Below are 20,205 nucleotides of genomic sequence, written 5' to 3' on the forward strand. Positions count from 1 at the left end.
AGTGAACCGTTGAAGGCGCTTTAAAGGGTGTAAGCGTTCTTATATGGATACAAAACACGCCCTGATTAGTCAGGAGGCATGGAACCTGATCGCTACACTTTTTAATTATTGTGCCGTTCAGGACCACACCTTATGCCTGCGTCTTTACATCAACACACCCCATCGCTGATAGCGCTCGACCCACGCGGGTTGAGTATTCGCCAAGTGGCTTATTACCGTCAAAACGCTCATGACGCCGTGCAGGCGCGCATCAACCGAAACGCGTTCAATCCTCTCGGGGTGCTCAAGGATCAATGGGACCCGCGCTTATCAGTCCTGCACGAAAACGACACGAGTGTCAGGCCCAACCAACGCATGAGTTACTCACTGTCGGGCCGACTGCTGTTGAGTGACAGCGTCGACCAAGGGCAGGGGATCAGTTGGCTGGGCAGTTCTGGCCAGGTGATCCGGCGCTGGGACTCACGCGGCGCTTGCCAAACGTTCGAATACGATCATTTGTTACGCCTGACCGGGGTAGCTGAGCAAGCCAGTGACGAAAGCGTCCCCGTGTTTGTCGAGCAGTTGACCTACGGGTCGTCAACTCGCGGCGAGGCCATGCGCAACCGTTGTGGCCGACTGATCAACCATGTCGACCCGGCAGGTGATGTGCGCTTTGAGTCTTACGATGTACTTGGCCAACTGTCGAAGCAAATACGCCGCTTCAGTGACGAGCAGCAGGACAGCGCAGGGCATGCCAGTACCTGGCGTTATCAGGCCTCAGGTGAACTTGCCGAGCAGGTTGATTCCAAGGGCAATCTTCAGCGTACGGGCTATACCGTGGATGGCTTGCTGACCGGTGTGAGCGTTACGCTTGCCCGCGGCAGCGCCCAAACCCTGGTTGAACAAAGGGTATACAGCGCATCCGGGCAAGTGCTGAGTGAGCGCGCGGGTAATGGCGTCGTCAGCGTGCTTGAGTACAACGCACTTAATCAGCGCCTGCAGCGTTTGCGCTGCTATCGGTCAGGCAAGGCCGAAGAGCCATTGCAAGACTTGAGCTACACCTATGACCGTGTTGGCAATGTGTTGAGCGTGAGTGACGCGGCGCAGCCGGTGCAGTGGTTTGACAACACACGGACCGAGGCGCAGAACACCTACCGCTATGACAGCCTCTACCGACTGATCGAGGCTACGGGCCGTGAGAGTACCCGCGCTGCCAGCGGGTCGGGCCTGTTGGAGGCGGTGCCTTTTGGCTCGACCCAGGCCAATCTGTGCCGTCACTACCGGCAAAACTACCGCTACGATGCCAGCGGCAATCTGAGCGCACTTCGACACCTTCCTGCCCAGGCCACGGGCTACACCCGGCAGATGAGCATCGCCACCCACAGCAACCACGGCGTAGAACAAGGCCCCGCCGGTTTGGCACCGGGGTTGGGCAGCGGGTTTGATAAAAATGGTAACCAGTTGGCACTGCAGCCGGGGCAGACGCTCAGCTGGAATGTGCGCAATCAGTTGCAGCGTGTCATCCAGGTCGTGCGCCCTGACGGTGAGGACGATGACGAAACCTATCGCTATGACAGCAGCGGACAGCGGGTGTTGAAAATCCGCCGTAGCGTTGCCAAAAATCAGAGCCACCGCAGCGAAGTACGCTACCTGCCCGGCCTTGAAATCCACCATAACAGCGCTACCGGCGAGTGGTTGAATACCGTAGTTGTCTCAGGCGCATTGCACAGCATCCGGATCTTGCAGTGGGAACTAGGCCGCCCTGAGGGCATTGAAAATGAACAAATACGCTTTGCTCTTTCGGACAACCTGGGCAGCAGCACGCTGGAGCTGGATGGCAGCGCGCGAGTACTGAGCCAAGAGACCTATTATCCCTATGGCGGTACCGCCTGGTGGGCGGCAAAAAACGCCGTTGACGCGTCGTATAAAACCATTCGTTACTCAGGCAAAGAGCGCGATGCCAGCGGGCTGTATTACTACGGGTATCGCTACTATGCGCCGTGGCTGGGGCGCTGGATCAACGCCGACCCAGGCGGGGATATTGATGGTTTAAACCTGTATGCGATGGCACGCGGCAACCCCGTCAGTTATGTCGACAGTCAAGGAATGGCGTCGAAGAAAGTGGCCTTGGAGGCACCAGTCAATCGCTTCTCGCAGCTTCGCGGTGCAGCCGCACGCTTCTGCGAGCGAATTCGCCCGGCTTTGCAGGCGGCAAGCTCGGCTGCTATTCGTGACTCATTGGCGACCTACGCAAGCAACGCGCTTGGGGCGGGGGTCGATCTGCTGTTGTTTGCAGGCCGGCAACCGACGCGCGTCCTGAATAACGTGCTGAGGCAAGTCGTGGCGGTGCTGGATGGGCTGGCTCTAGGGCACATGGCAGCGGGATTATTAGGCAATTGGACGCGCTTGAGTCCGATAGCAGGTGTCGCAGTAGTCGCTGCTGCTGACAGAGCGTTTGTCAGCATGAACGATGGCGGCGCAGTTGACCTTGAACAGGAGTGGGATCCCGTGGCCCGGGAACGTTTAATCGGGCACGTACGGGCGTTTTCCAGGGAGGTGGGGCAGCAAATTGTACGGGGGCTGGGTACGACTGTGTCATGGGGACAAACGCCGCTGGCTGCTCGCGCCCCCAGAACACTAATGGCAGCTGCGGCTTATGGATTGGCCACCATACCCAACACGATTTATAACAGTTCAATTCCTGGGGCTTTAATGCCCAATGTCGGGCCGCTTATGGAGGGTTACGATGCCGGCGCCGCCAGCTTAATTCGTGCTGGTCACGCAACCGCCGTTTACGATGCCCATGTAGACGCGATTCAACTTCCTGAACTTGAAGCCACTGGCCACGGCGGGTTAAGCCGAATGTTCAATCAAGCGTGGGGGTATTGGTCGGGGGCGGGGATTGAAGCCATTGCCGCTTTTGTCACTGGCCAGCCCGCTTCCGGGCAAAGCTCGCGAACCCGATTCTGGGTCGGTGCGGCACGCGGAGTGGCGACGGCGCTCACAGAGTTCAGAGGGCTTTTGGTGCTAGCCGCAAGACAAGGTTACACCCGCATATTAAGCGCGTTGCGCACGACCCTACGCTGAATCACGATCTTTCGACTATCGAAGGTCACACAAAGGTCGATCGCCATCCTGCCGATCGACCTCTGGGCAAGCGTGATCAGGACAAGAATCCGCCATCCACATTCAATGACACACCCGTGGTGTAGCTGGACGCATCGCTGGCCAAATACAGCACTGCACCGGCCATTTCGCTCGGGTTGGCCACGCGCTTGAGCGGAATCTGTTGCAGTGCGCCTTTGAGAATGGCGTCGTTCTTGACCAGTGCCGAGGCGAACTTGGTATCGGTCAGGCCCGGCAGCAGCGCATTGCAGCGGATGCTGAAACCCGCACACTCCTTGGCAAACACCTTGGTCATGTTGATGACCGCAGCTTTTGTCATTGAGTAAATGCCCTGAAATGGCCCCGGCGAGACACCGTTGATCGAGGCCACGTTGATGATGCTGCCGCCGCCGTGTTCGCGCATCAGCTTGCCGGCTTCAACCGACATAAAGAAGTAGCCACGAATATTCACGTCGACTGTTTTCTGGAACGCGCCCAGGTCTGTATCCAGGACGTTGCCAAACTGCGGGTTGGTCGCCGCGTTGTTTACCAGAATATCGAGGCGGCCAAACTCTTCGCGAATACGCGCAAAGGTCCGGGTGATTTGCTCCATTTCACCAATGTGGCAGGCCATGGCTGTCGCGGTGCCGCCATTGGCAATGATCGCCTCAGCCACCTGCTGGCAACCTTCGAGCTTGCGGCTCGAGACAATCACATGGGCGCCTTGCTGGGCCAGGAGCTTTGCGATGGCCTCACCAATGCCGCGACTGGCGCCGGAAACAAAGGCGATTTTGCCGTCAAGGTCGAACAATTGAGTCTTGGACATGCTGATTCCCTGTTTATCGCGGGCTTAAAGGCTGGACTGGCGGATGACCTTGAGGCTCATCTGCTCAAGCAGTGCGTTCATATGTACGAACGGTGCAAAGCGTTTGTCCCGGGTCTGACCGTGGTAGTAGCGGTAGTAAATTTGCTGAACGATACCGGCCAGACGAAACAGCCCGTAGGTGTAGTAGAAGTCGTAATTATCGACCTGAATCCCTGACCGTTCGGCGTAGTAGTCGACGAACTCGCGGCGGGTCAACATACCGGCGGCATTGCTGGGCTGGCGGCGCATCAGTTGGACCGGTGCCGGGTCGTCAGCTTCGATCCAGTAGGCGAGGGTATTGCCCAAATCCATCAGCGGGTCACCAATGGTCGTCAGTTCCCAGTCCAGCACGCCGATGATCTGCATCGGGTTGTTTGGATCAAGGATCACGTTATCGAAGCGAAAGTCGTTATGAACAATCGCAGGGGTTGAATGGTCGGCGGGCATCTTTGCCTTTAGCCACGCCTTGACCTCCTCCCAAAGCGGAGCATCGGGAGTCAGGGCTTTTTCATAGCGATCGCTCCAGCCCGAGATCTGGCGCTGGACATAACCTTCTGGCTTACCCAGTTCGCCCAGACCACAGGCGGCGTAATCAACCCGATGCAACTCGACCAGTTTGTCGATAAAGCTCTGGCACAGTCCTTGGGTGTCGTCGGCGCTGAACGCCAGTTCGCGCGGCAGGTCTGAGCGCAAAATGATGCCCTTGACCCGTTCCATCACATAGAACTCGGAACCGATCAGGCTGGTATCGGTGCAATGGGCATAGGCTTTGGGGCAGTACGGGAACGCGTCCTTCAGTTGGTTGAGAATGCGGAATTCTCGGCCCATATCGTGAGCCGACTTGGCTTTATGGCCGAACGGTGGGCGGCGAAGGACCAACTCGACGCCCGGGTACTCAATCAAGTAGGTCAGGTTTGAGGCTCCACCCGGAAACTGGCTAATTGTCGGCTGCCCCGAAAGCCCGGGAATATGAGCTTTGAGATAAGGATCAATCTGGCTGGCGTCGAGCTCTTCGCCAGAACGGATACGGGTAGATGAGTCGGTAAGCGTCATGTTTATCTCTTCTGCTTATTTTTGTGACCTGACAACATTCGCTAATCTAATGCGCTGTAACGCCAAGCACAGCCTTAATAGGTACGCGTGTTAGTGAATAATCAGTGCCCTTGATTGGCATTGAGTGAAGCACAGCCAAAAAAAAACCGAAGCACGGGGCTTCGGTTTCAGGATGTTGCGTGTGGCTTACGACGGGAACAGTTCGCTCAGCTTCATGGCCAGCATCATGTCGCCTTCAGCGCGCAGCTTGCCGCCCATGAATGCTTGCATGCCGTCGGTTTCGCCGCTGACGATGCCTTCCAGAGTTTCGCCGTCCATCACCAGAGTCACTTGTGCGTCCGGGTTTTCGCCTTCCAGCAATTCGCACGTGCTGTCTTTGACTACCAGCGAGAAGTTCTTGGTTTCATCAATGCGAAAACCGAATACCAGGTCCAGGCCGGCAGCAGCGGCTGGGTTGAATTTGGCTTTCATTGCTTGAACGGCATCAGCTACAGAAGTCATGGTACGATCCTTTTAGGGTGGGTTACGGCGACCCGCAGGTCGCGGTTGCCAACGCTCATCGGTAGGTGATCAGCGATGGCGTCTTCAACAACTGCAAATGCACATGGTTGTTGAAGGAAGCCAGGGTTACCTCACGGCCACGGTACTTGAGTTGGCTGAGCGAGGTATTGACGATTTGCCAGGTCAGCTTGAAGGCTTCGCTGGCAGGAATTTGGGTCAACAGGTGGAGCAGGGCAGTGATGCTGCCGCCGGAAGTGAACACGGCAATGTTTTGTTTATGGCCGGCGTGATCAAGCACGCGATTGAGGCCACCTTGTACGCGCTCGACAAAGGCCAGCCAGCTTTCGATCTGCGGGGTGTCATAGGTGCCGCTGAGCCAGCGCGCAATAATCAGATCAAAGATGCGCTGGAACTCTTCGGGCTGTTCAGCCGCATTTTTCAGCGTGTGCAGGGCGTTCGGCTCTTGCGGCAGAATGCCTGGCAATAGCGCATCGAGAATCCCGAACGCATCAAACTCGTTAAACGCCGGGTCTATTTCCAGTGCGGGCGTGGGTAATCCGGCAGCAGTGAACTGGGCGAGGGCATGTTCGGCGGTGTGTTGCTGGCGCAGTAAATCACCCGACAGGCAGCGATCAAAGCGTATCCCCAAGTCAACCAGATGCTGACCTGTGATTTGCGCCTGGCGTATACCCAGAGGCGACAGCACGTCGTAGTCGTCTGCACCGAATGAGGCCTGCCCATGTCGAATCAAATAGATGATGCCCACGTCCGCTTCCCGGCACGTTGAAAGTCTGGCGAGGTTAGGAGGATGCCGGGAGCCTGTCAATAAAAAAACATACGCTTGTTTGAATTGTCTGCAAGCACCGTCGACAAGGTGTTTCACGGCTGGCAGGCCCGGTATCACGTCGGTATGCTGGGCAGCATTACGCGGCCCTGTCCCGAGGGCTGCAAGCGTTTGTAAGGAGAGGCTGTGGAATTTCTTGCCGAATACGCCAGTTTTTTGGCTAAAACCGTCACTTTGGTGGTTGCCATTCTGGTAGTCCTGGTGACCCTGGCAGCATTGCGTGGCAGAGGTCGCAAGACTGCCGGGCAATTGCAGGTCAGCAAGATGAACGAGTTCTATAAAGGCCTGCGCGACAAGCTCGAGCAATCACTGTTGTCCAAAGATCAACTTAAGGCGTTGCGCAAGCAGCAGGCCAAGGTCGATAAAAAGCTGAAGAAACAACCGGAAGAAAAGCCACGGGTCTTCGTACTGGACTTTGAAGGCGATATCAAAGCCTCGGCAACCGAGAGCCTGCGTCATGAAATTACGGCATTGCTGACGCTGGCCACACCGGCTGACGAAGTGGTTTTGCGCCTGGAAAGCGGCGGTGGCATGGTCCATAGCTACGGTTTGGCCTCATCGCAGCTGGCGCGTATTCGTCAGGCCGGCATCCCGCTGACGATCTGCATCGACAAAGTGGCCGCCAGCGGCGGTTACATGATGGCGTGTATCGGGCAAAAAATTATCAGCTCGCCGTTCGCGATTTTAGGTTCTATCGGGGTGGTGGCGCAGTTGCCAAACGTCAACCGCTTGCTTAAAAAGCACGACATTGATTACGAAGTACTCACCGCTGGCGAGTACAAGCGCACGTTAACGGTATTCGGTGAGAACACCGAAAAAGGCCGTGAAAAGTTCCAGCAGGACCTGGATATCACTCATCAATTGTTCAAGAACTTCGTGGCCCAGTACCGCCCGCAGTTGGAGATTGATCAGATTGCCACCGGGGAAGTCTGGCTGGGTGTGGCCGCGGTGGACAAGTTGCTGGTTGATGAGTTGAAAACCAGCGATGAATACTTGTCTGAGCGTGCCAAACAAGCACAGCTGTTTCACTTGCATTATGTTCAGCGCAAAAGCTTGCAAGAGCGAGTAGGGCTCGCTGCCAGCCACTCAGCTGAGCGCGTGGCAGATTCGTTGTGGAGCCGTTTGACCCAACAGCGTTTCTGGTAATTAGCTTCTCGGTTGCGGTTTTATTACCGCAACCGGGGGTTTGTTAAATGTGCGTTATTTATGTAGTGGTTTCCCTCGAATTGCAGTTGCATTTATGTAGTTAGTCATCAGTTATTCCATTAAATTTATACGTGCGCTGTCTATAAGCTGAAGTCCCTACTTCTGATGAAGGCTAATGCCATGACAGATGCACGTGACTTATCCGAAACTTCTACCGTTCAAGAGAAACCGCTGACAGCCAGCCAATGGGGCAACCTCGAAGTACAGCATCTCCATGAGGATTTAATCGCGAAACAAATACCTGCGTGGTTTAAAGACACGTCGGTGTTGATGCGTGACACTTTGCGCAAGACCATGCTGGAATGGCATGCGACCCAATCCGAGATTGCCAAAGTATTTGCTGACATCAAGCCTATAGAGCAGTTTGCTGAGCCATTGTTAAAGGCCGCCCTGGTCACCAATGGCTGGACAACTGTCAACCCTAAGACCCATGGTTTTAAACAGGTCCGGCTGTTAAGCAATGCGGTATTGTTTATTTCGAATCAGCAAACCAAGCTGGTTGATAGTCTGGCCAAGTTTCTGCTGCCGGAGTCATTGATACCCAGCTCGCTGGAGGTCAATCTGGTTTCCAGTACCAGCCATCATGATTTGCTACAGGCTGCTTTGCAGAATTTTGAGGCGGCTGAAACAGTCAAAGGCGGATTTGACCCGGGCACTGCTATTTATGGGGTGCAAAAAAATGTGTTGGTTGATCTGTCTGAATACGAGCCCGAAAAATTTGCACGTATTTGCCGTGAGCTCAATGTGGGTAAAAAGTATCAAGACCATTTGAGCAGTGTGTTCACGCCCGTTGATAACGAGTTTGAAATAACGGATCAACGCTCTAAAGGGTCCAAACTGAAGTCGATGTTTGTCTCAAATAAGCGACTTGAGTTTGTGGCGGAACTGCAAGTGGCATATATGAAAAGCCATGTGACGGTCGAGCACTATGATTTCATACAGGCGACACTGCTGAACCACAATGTCGCTGCGCAAACCATCCCCAACCTTCACAGCACATTAAAGCTCATGGGATTTGAAGTCGCCGGTGTGATTGTCTTATGGCCAGAAAAACTCCCTGCGGGTCAAAGGCAACGCTGTATCGTGTACATGCCACAAGCGCCGCAACGGGCCTTTTATGCGTTTGATGACATCGACAAATTCAAGGTTGAACTGCGCGAATGGCTCACCCAACGTGAGTTTGCCGATTACTTTATGAAGTTGGTACCTTTGCGCTATCGCGCCGAATTCATCAGGAGAACAGATCTTAAAAAGGTTGCCTGGGACTCTCTGTTATTACTGCGTCCCCCTATTATTTACGAACCTGCAATCTTCAATGAATGTGAGGTGATTGCGCAGTTGAGCAACCCCTTTGAAAAGTCCTGGGAGTTACAACTGGCGCAGATTAAAGATGACGCTCGCCTGTTAGTCATACCGACGGCAGACGAAGACAGCAAATCACGTCTTGAACGGCAGACCGCCTTGTGGAACGCAGGGTTGAGCGCCCTGACGCTGGCATTGGGGTTTGTGCCTGTGGTGGGCGAATTCATGTTGCTGTTTGGCGTCGTGCAGCTAGGGGTCGATATCTTCGAAGGCATTGAGGCCTGGGAGCGTAACGACAAAGTGGCTGCGCTTGAACACCTGTTTGATGTTGCGCAGAACCTTTCAATGGTCGCCGTGCCAGGTGTTGCCAAGTCGTTAAGTTCATCAACTATGGTCAATCGTCTGACGCAAATTACCCGCAGTAATGGTCAGAAACGTTTGTGGAAAGCGGATCTGAAGCCCTATGAGCGTCGGCCAGAAATCTTGACCGGGCTCAAGCCTGATGCTCAAGGCCTCTACCACTTAGAGGGCGTGCACTACCTCCAACTTGAGCAAAAGGTCTATCAAGTGCAAGGGGACGTCAGTAAGGGGCGTATGTCGATTGATCCGGTGCGAAACCCGGAAGGCTATAGCCCCCTGTTGAGACATAACGGCAGCGGGGCCTGGACTCATGAGTTTGATGCACCGATGCAATGGTCACGTTTGCAGCTATTCAAGCGTCTGGGCCCTGATACAGAGCTATTTTCCGACGCGACCGCCGAGTTGATCCTGTTACTGACCGGCACAACCGAGGGGGAGTTGCGCACGATGTACATCGACACGCTGCCAAGGCCGCCTTTGTTGGCAGATTGCATCAAACGTATGCGGTTGAGTCAGCAAATTGAGTATTTTTCGTCGCAGATGCTCAAGGGTGTGTATGCCACTTCAGATTTCGCGCCGATGCAACTTGAACTGCTGCCACAGTTGCCCGGCTGGCCAACAGGCCTGGGGCTGAGGGTGGTTGACTTACCGCGAGGAACCTTCAAGGACTTCGGTGTGAGCCCTGAAAGAGCCTATTCAAGGACGCAAATCAGTCAGGCGCGCATTAATAAGGGCGAGTTGCTTGACGCAACGCTTGAGGCGCTCTCTGCGACGCAGATCGAAACATTGCTGGGGGAGTCGGTAACAGGGAGGGAGGCGCAAACGTTGGTGCTGGCGCGCAAATTGGGCAGTCTGGCGCACACAAGCCAACGCACACTGGTTTCAAGCCTTTATACGGTGGAAAAAGCTCTTGAGCCCGCGCTTAAAAATATCAGCAAGCAATTTCCAGGCTTGCCGCTAAATGTGCTTGAAGAGCTGGTCAGTCATCTGACGCAGGATGAGTTAACCGCGCTCACCTATCGTGCTCACATGCCCCTGCGTGCTGCCGAAGAGGCGCGCATCTATGCACAAAGGCTGCGTTTAAATAGAGCTATTGAGGGGATTGCTTGCGAAGCCTTGAGCAGCGCTGACAGCCAAACGTTGGCCTGGAAAACCATCGCGCAACTGCCTGGCTGGCCAAAGAAAGTGACTATTTCAGTGCGCAGCAGCCTGAACAATGAGCAAATAAGTGTCATTGAAGGCGAGACCGGTTCGTCAAGGCGAGAGATTTTTAAAAAAGGCGAACTTTATGAGTTTTCCGGGACAAGCGTGGGGCAACCGTTTACCAGCCCGGATTTGACGGCGTGCGTGTTTAAATCGCTGACTGACAACGAACGTAATGGGCTTAACTCAGGCACAACACTGTCTTATTCAGACTTCATGTCACGCGTTGCCATCCTGGCAGCCAAGCAACCTGATAGCTCAGCTAGCGCATTGGGCATACAACCTATAAAACCCTGGTTTAAATCCCCCATGCGCCTGGCCGATGGGCGAGTGGGTTACACGTTAGGCGGCCGGTCCGGACATCAGCTCGACGCTAGCAAACCGTTGGCATTAAAAGAATTGGTTCAAGATCTGTACCCAAACATGTCGGAAACCCAGATAGGACATTATTTATACCGCTTGCAGCAAACGCCGATTCAGGCTGCCAGTGAATTGGTGAGACTTAAAGCCGAGCTGGATCTGCTGCGCAAGACGTTACAGGACTGGGAAGAGGTCAATGCCTGGAGCTATCCGTCCAGAGGGCAGCGCACGTTGGTGCCTGTTCAAACCAAACGAGCCATGAGCCGGTCGCTGATTCGGGCCTGGCGCAGATTGAGCACGCCGGTCAGCCTGGAAGGGGCCGCAGGCTACGAACTGGATCTCAACGGTTGGCCGGTGGATGCTTTGCCGCCTCTTGAGGCGGATTTTCGGCATATCCTCTCGTTGCATCTGTCCAACACTACGAGCACCGTACCCGCGAGTTTTTTAGAGAAATTTACTGAACTGCGCCATCTTTCCCTCAACACCACACAGTTGACTGAGCTTCCGGCTTCTATAGTTACCATGCCAGAGTTGACACATTTGAATCTGCGCAACAATCAAATTGTATTGACCCCTGAAAGTGCCAACATCCTGTCGGCGAAAACAAAACTAAAAACACTGGTGCTGACCGGTAATCCATTGGGTCGCAATTTTTCAGTGCAGCAGATGCCACAACTGCAGCATTTGATGCTGCGTTACACCGGGTTGAGTGAATGGCCAACAGGCATAGGCATACTGAATGACCTGCAGACGCTGGACCTGCGTAATAACTCGATCAGTTTTATTCCAAGTGCCATTTTGACCGAGTCAATGGTCTCGATTAATCGCGTGACTTCATTGCATGACAACCCATTGACCCCTGACTCAACCAGACGTTTAGGTCTTTACCGCGACAGCCAGCAAATTACGCTGGGCATGGTGGATGTACGTCAACATGTGTCTCGAACTCAAGGTATCAAGCATTGGGTTGTTGAGCCCACTGCTGAGCAAAGCCGTGTGTGGAACGCTTTGCTGCGTGAGCCTGGCGCCGGTGATTTTTTCGCGGTCATTGAAGATCTGAGTACGTCATCGCAATTTGCCAACGCACGGGTGGATTTGACTCTGCGTGTCTGGACGCTGTTAAAAGCCGCTAACGACAGCACCCAATTGCGCAGTCGTCTATTTACTCTGGCTGGGCACTTAAGTACCTGTGGTGACGGCATTGCAATGGTGTTTGCAGAGCTGGAGCTTGAGCATCTGGTTTTTCTGGCGGAGCACTCGGAGCAAGGTGAGAGCGCAATGCTCAAGCTGGCGCGCGGGTTGTTCCGTATCGAAATGCTCAACAAGCATGTGTTGAGCATTATCAAAGCGCGGATAGATGCCATCCATGCCACGCAGAGCGAGTACGTGCAGCAACTGCAAGAATTGGTTGATGCGATAAATCCGGATCTGGCTTCCGGGCCATTGGCCGACATGCCGGCGGTAGAGCAGCAGGGGGTTGCTTATCGTCTGGAGAGTGCGGAAGGCACGAGGTTGGCAGAGCTACTTAGCCCAGGCAGTGTAGAGCAGCAGATACGACGTCTTGACCCGTTGGAGATCCAGATGTTTTATCACGTCAATCTGGCCAGCCCGCTGGAGTTGCCCGCACGCCCAACCAGCATGCGCTTTGGCAATATTGCAAACGTATCGGCAGCGCATCTCGACACCGCAAAGCGTTATGTACTCGATCAAGAGCAAGTACCGGCGCTGGTGCATTCAATTTCCGGGCAAGAATTCTGGAGCGATTATTTGCAGAAAAAAAAGCCAGAGTCGTTCACAGCCGTAATGAGCAAGTATCAAGAGATGCTGGATGAGGTGTACTCAAAGCGAGCAACGCTCAGCAGTGATGAATACCGTCAAGAGGCTGAAAGGGTGGGCAAAGAGCGCAAACAGGCCATTGCAGACGTTATAGAGCAACTGACCCAAATGGAATTGGAGACTAACGTTGTGTCAGCGTCGGCTGTTCCGGGCGAAACACCATCGCCAGATATTTAAGCGCTGCGTAAACAGCCCTGAGGCTCGCTCAGGGCTGTCACGCTGTGCTTAACGACGACGGAACAGAGGCATCGGCTCGTCGGTTGAAGACTGGTAGGTCACCGAAAAATCTTTCAGGCCTTCCAGTGCTTCATACGGGTCTTTGTCAGCGCGAATGGCAAACGCGTCAAAGCCGCAACGGTGCAGATAGAACAACTGGTCACGCAGTACATCGCCAATGGCGCGCAACTCACCTTTGAAACCATAGCGGTCGCGCAACAGGCGGGCGTTGGAGTAGCTGCGGCCATCGGTGAAGGCCGGGAAGTTCAGGGCAATTACCTGGAAGTGCTCAACATCCTGGCCAATCTCTTCGGCTTCTTCATCACTGTCCAGCCACACACCCAGACCGCCATCACGGGCTTTTAGGGCGTGAGCATGTTCGCGCCATAATGCCAGCGGCACGATCAGGTCGTCACAGTTGGAAATACCGTCGAAGGTTGCGTCCTTTGGCAGCAAGTGCCAGGTTTCGTCGATAACCTCGTTGTTCTTAATTATTCGCTGCATAGACGCGCTCCTTGAAAGGGTCGATGCCGATACGTTGGTAAGTGTCGATAAAACGCTCATCTTCATTGCGTTTTTCAACATAGACGTCGATCAGCTTTTCAATCACATCCGGCATGTCATCTTGTGCGAACGATGGGCCAAGGATCTTGCCCAAGCTGGCATCACGGCTGGCGTTGCCACCCAGTGACACCTGGTAGAACTCAGCGCCTTTCTTGTCCACGCCCAAAATACCGATATGACCGACGTGGTGGTGACCACAGGCGTTCATGCAACCGGAAATATTGAGGTCCAGCTCACCGATGTCGAACAGGTAGTCCAGGTCTTCAAAACGGCGCTGGATCGATTCGGCAATCGGGATCGACTTGGCGTTGGCCAGCGAGCAGAAGTCACCGCCCGGGCAGCAGATCATGTCGGTCAGCAAACCAATGTTCGGCGTCGCGAAACCTTGTTCGCGCAACTCGCCCCACATGGTGAACAACTGGCCTTCTTCAACATCGGCCAGGATGATGTTCTGCTCGTGGGAGGTGCGCAACTGGCCGAAGCTGTAGCGGTCGGCCATATCGGCAATCGCGTCCCACTGTTTGTCGGTCACGTCGCCCGGCGCAACACCGGTGGGTTTCAACGACAGGGTAACGGCAACATAACCCGGCTTTTTGTGGGCCAGGGTGTTGCGGCTGCGCCAGCGAGCAAAGCCTGGATGCTGCTTGTCCAGCTCGGCCAGTTCTGCGCCGAAGTCAGGCAGGGCTTTGTAAGCCGGGTCAACGAAGTGCTTGGCGATCCGTTGAACTTCCGCTTCGGTCAGCGTGGTCGAGCCGCCACGCAGGTGAACCATTTCGGCCTCAACGCGTTCAGCAAAGACCTCAGGCGTCAGGGCTTTTACCAGGATCTTGATCCGGGCCTTGTACTTGTTGTCACGACGGCCATAGCGGTTGTAAACACGCAGGATGGCTTCGAGGTAGCTCAGCAAGTCTTTCCACGGCAGGAATTCATTAATGAATGCGCCGACCACCGGCGTACGGCCCAGGCCGCCACCCACGAGTACACGGAAGCCCAGTTCACCCGCTTCGTTGAACACAGGCTCCAGGCCGATGTCGTGAACTTCGATGGCTGCACGGTCAGACGCCGAGCCATTGATCGCAATTTTGAACTTGCGTGGCAGGTAGGCGAATTCCGGGTGGAAGGTGGTCCACTGACGAACGATTTCGCACCATGGGCGCGAGTCAATCAGTTCATCCGCCGCCACACCGGCGAACTGGTCGGTGGTGACGTTACGCAGGCAGTTACCGCTGGTCTGGATGGCATGCATTTGCACGGTCGCCAGTTCTTCCAGAATATCGGGCACGTCTTCGAGAGCCGGCCAGTTGAACTGTACGTTCTGGCGGGTACTGATGTGGGCGTAGCCTTTGTCGTAGTCGCGGGCAATCTTTGCCATCATTCGTGCTTGACGCGAAGTCAGCTGGCCATACGGCACGGCAACCCGCAGCATTGGGGCAAAACGCTGGACATAAAGGCCATTTTGCAGGCGCAGAGGGCGGAACTCTTCTTCGCTCAGCTCCCCTGCCAGGTAGCGTCGGGTTTGATCTCGGAACTGCTTTACGCGGTCCTCGATGATCCGCTGATCGTACTCGTCATATACGTACATATAGGTCCTGTTCTCAGGCTGCTTACAGCTTATCTGCGCGCACGGCCGCGCACTCCCCACGGAGCGGTCGCAAGATACCAGTTTGTAGTTATGCGCAAAAGTGATGTTTAAGCATATGCAAAGAACCAAAGCGACTATAAGAGGCTGATTCTCAATCACTTACTTGTACAAAGGGTATTACAGGTCTTTACTTAGAGACATTCTTCTAAGCATTCACCCATAAAACCGAAAAAAGGCGATGCGATGAGAACTCAAATGAAAGTGCGTAAAACCAGCAGCAAAGTCGATGCGTGGGCCATTCTTTTCCTGGTCATCCTGGTAGCGGCCGCCGCGCTATTCTGGAGCAGCCATTCATAAACGGCGTACCTCTTGCTGGATTCGATATCAGGTGACGCGCAACTAACAGGCCACCGAGTATCTTCAGCATCCCCCAATCGGTTCCCTCTCCTTCGGGAGAGGGCTAGGGTGAGGGGCGCTCTTAGATCAAGATCAACAGATCGCGAGCAAGCTCGCTCCTACAGAGCCTTTAGAATCAATCACTTATTTTTTGTTTGATAGGAGCTGCCTTCGGCCGCTCCTACAAAAAGGTGATGCCTACTATCTAAAGTCGGCGTACGGGATCAACGGTTCTACCGGCAACGGCAAGTTGCCTTGCCAGGCGTCGAAGGTGTAGCGCAGGTACAGCATGGCCCGGCTTGGGGCGTAGCCTTCGCTGTGCTGATAGAGCAAACCACCGCCCAGTACCAGGTTGTCCGTCAGTCTGCGTTCGGCCAGCCCTTGCAGGCGTATGCCGATACCATTGCTGCTCCCGCCCGAGGTTTGGCCAAGTGGCTCTGCAAGTTCAAAACCTTCCTGGTCGACGACGCTGAGCAGTTTGTCGTTCAACCCGCTCAACGGATAAAGGTCGTTGGATTTGGTTTTGGCATATGACCAGCCCACCGAGCTCTCCAGCGACACCGACCAATTGGGCGTGCGCCACGCATAGTTCAACGGCACCCCGATCGAGAAGTATTGCTGCGGGCTGTAATACCCGCCCTGGCCGAGGGTGTATTCGCTCAGGTCTTTGTCGTAACCCCAGTACATCACCGTCAAACCGGTGCGCATGCGTTCATCAGCACGCTCCACAAGCCGGTAGTAATACCCGGCCATGGCGGTGTTTTTATGGTTGTTTTCGACGTTTTTGCCTCGCAGCCAGTGCTGGCCCAAACTCGCCCAAACCCCGTCAACGCCGCCTTCGTCATGGCTCAGGCTCAAGGTCAGACCGTTTGAGGTCACGCCGCCCCACGTCACGCCGGTGTTGAGGTCTTTTGCCCCGCTGTAAGACAAGATCGAGTTACTCAACGGTCGACGCGAGCCTGTCAGGGTCCAGCCCAAGGAACCGATTTTGTTGCTGTAGGCCACGCCCCCCAACCAGTTGGGCACTTTAAAGGTGTCGGGCGTACGGCCAACGTCGATGTTCCAGGTTTCGTTTTTCCAGCCAGCCGCCAGTGTGGTACCTCGGGCTGACTGTGAACGGTCCTCACAGCCTGAAAAAACCGGCTCGTCGGTGCCTTTGCGTTTGATGCCTATCGCGCAGGTGCCGTAGCTCTCGCGGACAAAACCGTCTTCATCTGCATCGAACTTGCCCGCATCCATGTCGATTTGTTCAGCCCGGATAAAGCCGCTGCCGTCGGCGATCGGCAAGTCCAGTTGCAGGATGGTGGTCTGGGTGTCGGTGTCCGAGGTACCCGCCGAAGCATCGTCCGCGCGCCATCCGTAGTCGGTATACAGATGCAGCGTCGGATTTTGCCGCTGGTACAACTCGTCGACGTCACTGCGCAGGCTTCTTTCAAGCCATTCATCGTCGTCTTTTTCACGGCTGGCGAGGGTCATTGCCCGGTTGTCGCGCGGGTTGGCCTGTTCGGGTGTAATCAGCCCGGCGCCAGCCATGCCTTTGGCGTAGTAGTCCAGCGCCTGTTGCGGCTGCTTGGCAGACATCAACCGCGCAGCATCGCGATAGATCGTAGGATCGTCCTGCGGCGTTTTCAGCAGTTCGGCAAATAGCGCCTGGGCTTTGTCGGGTTCACCCACTTCGGCCCAGGCATTGGCCACCAGCCGTTGCTGTGTCGGGGTCAATGCCTCGCCGGGCGCAGGCTGGAACTGTTCCAACTGGCGGCGTGCGGCGTCCAATTGACGGGTATTGATCAGGGTTTCGATTTGCCCGAGCCGCGCGTCGGTGTTGCCGGGGTCCTGGCGCAGAACGTGCGCATAGAGTTTCTGCGCTTGTGCGTAGTCTTCACGTTCCTGCGCCCAGCGCGCCAGGGTCAGCAGGTCGTCGTTGTCCGGGTTCTGCATCAGCAGGGCAATCGCCTGAGGCTCATTGCCGGCTTTGCGCAAGCTGTCAGCGCGGGCCAGCAGTTCGCTGCGCTGCAGGCGCGCATGAAGCTCACGCATGGAGTCGTTCCACTGCACTTTGGGCAACTGCTCCAGCACGCTCAAGGCGCTGGCATTGCGCTCGGTACTGGACAGGTACAGTGCATAGGCATACCGCGCCTCAGGGTTTTGGCCCTGGTGCTGCATCAACTGTTTAAAGCTGTCATCAGCCGCGCCGGGCTGGTTTATTTCGCGCTGGGCATTGGCCAGGCGATACGTCAGCCAAGGTTCGTCCGGTGTCAGGTTGCGCACTTTGCTGAGCAAGGTCACCACTTGCGGCCAGTCCTTGCGCTCGCTGGCCGCATCGGCCAGGCGGTTCAGTTCGTCCACTTCCAGGCTTTGGCGCGAGGAGGCAAATTCTTTTTGCAGAGAGGGCGGTAAGCCATCAAGAAAATATTTGGCTTTGTCTGGCGATTGTGCCGCATACAAGCGCAGCAATCCCCGTACAGCACTGCTATTGGTGGGTTCGAGCCGTCTGGCTTGCAACAACAAGGTTTCGGCCTGTGTCGTGTCATGCCGTGCTAAAGCAACGTCAGCTAACCCTATCAGCGGTTCAGCTTCACGCGTTTGGGTGCTACGAGCTTTTTGGTAGGCGTTGAATGCTGCGTTGACGTCGTTGCGCTGCAGAGCTTTCTCGCCCTGAGAAAGTAGCGCACGATAGCGACTGGCATCCATCAAATCCTGCCATTTACTGATTTTGAACGTGTCTTGCTCTTTGCTGCGCGCAGTATTGAATGCTGCGTAGGCCGCGTCATACCGAGCTTGACGGAAAAGGGCGACGCCAAGTGCACCGGACAATGTCGTGTCATCGGGGTAATGCTTGAGTGCGCGCCGTAACAGGGCTTCAGCCGTCACTGGGTTACGTGACTGATCAATCATCTGTTTGCCGCGCGTACCGGCGACCCAAGCCGGGTCTGCGAGCAATTGCTGCTGAATTTTAAGCTTTTGGGTGGCTTCACTCAGGACCGGAGAACGCGGATAACGCTGCAAATACGCTTGCCATGCCAACGTGGTGGAGCGGTCAATCGGCAAGGTACTGAGGTACTCGTATTCGCGCTCTGCTGCTGCGTTAATGGCATTGGGGTCTGTCGACAGTTCATGGAGCACCGCCAGCGCCTCGGCATCTCGTTTTTCACGGAATAGCAAGTCGGCCAAGGTTTGGCGCAGGCCGATGTTGCCAGGGTATTGCGCATCCAGCGTTTTTAATTGCTCGATGACGCGCGGGCGTTGCCCGGTGATATTGGTGCGAATGCGCAGGTATTCCAATGCGGTGGCAAAGTCCGGCGGAGCATCGCCAAACAACTGCTCAAAGATGACGGCAGCCTCTTCAGGGCGTCCCCCAGCCGCATACAGACGCGCCTGTTGCAATTGCACCTGGACTTGCGGATCCTGCAATTTCATCAGGTTTTGCGCCTGACGCAGTGCCAACGAGTCAGATGCCAATTGTTGCAGATGGGCCAGACGCTGCTTGGCCAGGTCCGGATTTTTGTCCAGCAAGGCCTGACGCACTGAAGCCGCCAGGGCTTGCGGGTTGTTCGGCGCGATCAGCCACAGCCGTGCCAATGAGTCGCGCACCAGATCGTCCCGATACAAGGCTTCGCCAATGCGCACCTGCTCCAGCAACCACTGTTGCTGGTCCTGGATGCTCACCGGCTGCGCCAGTGCTGACGTCGAGATACCGCTGAACAAAACTGCCCATGCCATTAGTTTTTGCATGTGTTAACCCACGCCGGTAAAAGCTGACCATCCTTGTCAAAGCGATAGCGTTGTTCATTCCAGCCCTGGCCAAACAACAGCAAGGACTGGTTGTAATAAGCATCCGCTGCGGGTGGCTCGTGCTGTACCCGTGTTTGTTGCACGACATACGCCGGTGAGCCGGTACTGGCGAGCAGTGGCAACAGAGCGGCAGAGAAACCCACGGGGCCGGTGCCGGTGTACTGGCCGGTGAGGGCGTCTACCGACTCGGGCGGATAACCCAGGGTTTGGGTGAGGGCAGCCATGGGTGCAAACTGCGCCTGCAAGGCCTGGCGACCCGCCGCGTCCTTGGCCAGCATGCCGACCCACAGGTACACGCGAATTGCATCATAGCTGCCGGTACTGCCGCTCTTGGGGTCAGGCGCCCAGCCGGCCCCGACTTGCCACAACAGCCAGTTGGGGGCAAAGCCCTTGGGTGAACCTTCGACCAGCATGCGTTGTTGACTGGCCGCCAGTTCCGCCCAAATGGGCGCTACTTTGGCAAAGCGGGCAAGCAATTGCGGCGGCAGGTAGCTGGGGTTCAGCCGCCAGCCTTCAGGGCTGTCAAACCCTGTATCACCCGGCAGTAACATCAGGCCCAACCCTGGCAGCGGACGCAGACTTTGTGCGGCGGTGCGCCAGAGCATGTTTTGCCCCAGTTCCAGGTACTCAGGCGACTCCCACAAGCGCCCGGCTTCGAGCAGGGTGTAGGCGATCCACAGATCGGCATCCGTGGCATTGTTGCTGTCGAGCACCTGCCATTTGCCGGACTCGGAGCGGCCCCATTCCCAGGCAGGTAGGTGCGCATCCAGGCTGCCGTCCGCCAGATTGTTGTGGGTCCACTCCAGGATCCGCTCAAAGCTTTTGCGGTCATTGGCGAGCAAGGCGAAAAACAAGCCATAACTCTGACCTTCCGAGGTAGTGATCAACTGCTTGGACGAGCGATCAATGATGCGCCCGTCGCTGCTCATCATGGTCTGCTTGTAGCTGTCCCAGGCAGCCCAGTCACAGCTCGCGGCACTCGCTGCCTGAGGTAACAAGCCAAGGGTCAAGCTCAGAGCGAGCACTGCAAGACGTGGCATT

Annotated in this window: 11 protein-coding genes; 3 read left to right on the top strand and 8 right to left on the bottom strand. The window is 55.6% G+C overall.

Annotated elements, in window-relative coordinates; all coding sequences use genetic code 11:
- Nucleotides 1-132: 132 nt before the first annotated feature.
- Entirely contained in the window at nt 133-3,066 is a 2,934-nt protein-coding gene (locus tag ACJJU9_RS12075) for an RHS repeat domain-containing protein (RefSeq protein WP_407730862.1), read from the top strand.
- A 76-nt stretch (nt 3,067-3,142) separates the two neighbouring features.
- Here ACJJU9_RS12075 and ACJJU9_RS12080 read toward each other — a convergent pair whose 3' ends face one another.
- The 4 genes from ACJJU9_RS12080 to ACJJU9_RS12095 form a co-directional block, all read right to left on the bottom strand.
- Nucleotides 3,143-3,910, bottom strand: coding sequence for an SDR family oxidoreductase (locus ACJJU9_RS12080; protein ID WP_407730863.1), 768 nt, complete (start codon nt 3,908-3,910; stop codon nt 3,143-3,145).
- 24 nt (nt 3,911-3,934) lie between these two features.
- Nucleotides 3,935-5,002 (bottom strand): phosphotransferase family protein, encoded by a 1,068-nt coding sequence (locus ACJJU9_RS12085; RefSeq protein WP_407730864.1) that lies wholly within the window; start codon nt 5,000-5,002, stop codon nt 3,935-3,937.
- Nucleotides 5,003-5,188: 186 nt separating this feature from the next.
- Nucleotides 5,189-5,503 (bottom strand): SCP2 sterol-binding domain-containing protein, encoded by a 315-nt coding sequence (locus ACJJU9_RS12090; RefSeq protein ID WP_048371688.1) that lies wholly within the window; start codon nt 5,501-5,503, stop codon nt 5,189-5,191.
- 55 nt (nt 5,504-5,558) lie between these two features.
- The gene (locus ACJJU9_RS12095) at nt 5,559-6,269 is read right to left on the bottom strand and encodes a histidine phosphatase family protein (protein WP_407730865.1); all 711 of its coding nucleotides are present in this window, start codon (nt 6,267-6,269) and stop codon (nt 5,559-5,561) included.
- 204 nt (nt 6,270-6,473) lie between these two features.
- On the opposite strand from ACJJU9_RS12095, the gene sohB reads away from it, so the two are divergent.
- Both sohB and ACJJU9_RS12105 read left to right on the top strand, forming a co-directional pair.
- The gene (sohB, locus tag ACJJU9_RS12100) at nt 6,474-7,493 is read left to right on the top strand and encodes a protease SohB (protein ID WP_407730866.1); all 1,020 of its coding nucleotides are present in this window, start codon (nt 6,474-6,476) and stop codon (nt 7,491-7,493) included.
- A 180-nt stretch (nt 7,494-7,673) separates the two neighbouring features.
- Entirely contained in the window at nt 7,674-12,791 is a 5,118-nt protein-coding gene (locus ACJJU9_RS12105) for an NEL-type E3 ubiquitin ligase domain-containing protein (RefSeq protein ID WP_407730867.1), read from the top strand.
- 48 nt (nt 12,792-12,839) lie between these two features.
- On the opposite strand, the gene ACJJU9_RS12110 is transcribed toward ACJJU9_RS12105, so the two are convergent.
- From ACJJU9_RS12110 to bcsZ, 4 genes are all read right to left on the bottom strand, one after another.
- Nucleotides 12,840-13,334 (bottom strand): DUF934 domain-containing protein, encoded by a 495-nt coding sequence (locus ACJJU9_RS12110; protein WP_153328907.1) that lies wholly within the window; start codon nt 13,332-13,334, stop codon nt 12,840-12,842.
- Complete coding sequence (locus ACJJU9_RS12115) at nt 13,318-14,976, bottom strand: nitrite/sulfite reductase (protein WP_407730868.1); 1,659 nt, start codon at nt 14,974-14,976, stop codon at nt 13,318-13,320. Before ACJJU9_RS12115 ends, ACJJU9_RS12110 begins: the two co-directional genes overlap by 17 nt.
- Nucleotides 14,977-15,573: 597 nt before the next feature.
- Complete coding sequence (bcsC, locus tag ACJJU9_RS12120) at nt 15,574-19,092, bottom strand: cellulose synthase complex outer membrane protein BcsC (protein WP_407730869.1); 3,519 nt, start codon at nt 19,090-19,092, stop codon at nt 15,574-15,576.
- Nucleotides 19,092-20,204 carry a cellulose synthase complex periplasmic endoglucanase BcsZ gene (gene bcsZ, locus ACJJU9_RS12125; RefSeq protein WP_407730870.1) on the bottom strand — a complete coding sequence of 371 codons (1,113 nt, stop codon included), beginning with the start codon at nt 20,202-20,204 and terminating at the stop codon, nt 19,092-19,094. Before bcsZ ends, bcsC begins: the two co-directional genes overlap by 1 nt.
- Nucleotide 20,205: the final 1 nt, after the last annotated feature.

This window comes from Pseudomonas helleri (assembly GCF_045830615.1).
In the GTDB taxonomy this organism is placed as follows: domain Bacteria; phylum Pseudomonadota; class Gammaproteobacteria; order Pseudomonadales; family Pseudomonadaceae; genus Aquipseudomonas; species Aquipseudomonas helleri.

Excerpts from the sequence above, each read along its gene's own strand:
- ACJJU9_RS12075 (WP_407730862.1), top strand. The coding sequence starts at position 133 with ATGCCTGCGTCTTTACATCAACACACCCCATCGCTGATAGCGCTCGAC.
- ACJJU9_RS12080 (WP_407730863.1), bottom strand. The coding sequence starts at position 3,910 with ATGTCCAAGACTCAATTGTTCGACCTTGACGGCAAAATCGCCTTTGTT.
- ACJJU9_RS12085 (WP_407730864.1), bottom strand. The coding sequence starts at position 5,002 with ATGACGCTTACCGACTCATCTACCCGTATCCGTTCTGGCGAAGAGCTC.
- ACJJU9_RS12090 (WP_048371688.1), bottom strand. The coding sequence starts at position 5,503 with ATGACTTCTGTAGCTGATGCCGTTCAAGCAATGAAAGCCAAATTCAAC.
- ACJJU9_RS12105 (WP_407730867.1), top strand. The coding sequence starts at position 7,674 with ATGACAGATGCACGTGACTTATCCGAAACTTCTACCGTTCAAGAGAAA.
- ACJJU9_RS12110 (WP_153328907.1), bottom strand. The coding sequence starts at position 13,334 with ATGCAGCGAATAATTAAGAACAACGAGGTTATCGACGAAACCTGGCAC.
- ACJJU9_RS12115 (WP_407730868.1), bottom strand. The coding sequence starts at position 14,976 with ATGTACGTATATGACGAGTACGATCAGCGGATCATCGAGGACCGCGTA.
- bcsC (WP_407730869.1), bottom strand. The coding sequence starts at position 19,092 with ATGGCATGGGCAGTTTTGTTCAGCGGTATCTCGACGTCAGCACTGGCG.
- bcsZ (WP_407730870.1), bottom strand. The coding sequence starts at position 20,204 with ATGCCACGTCTTGCAGTGCTCGCTCTGAGCTTGACCCTTGGCTTGTTA.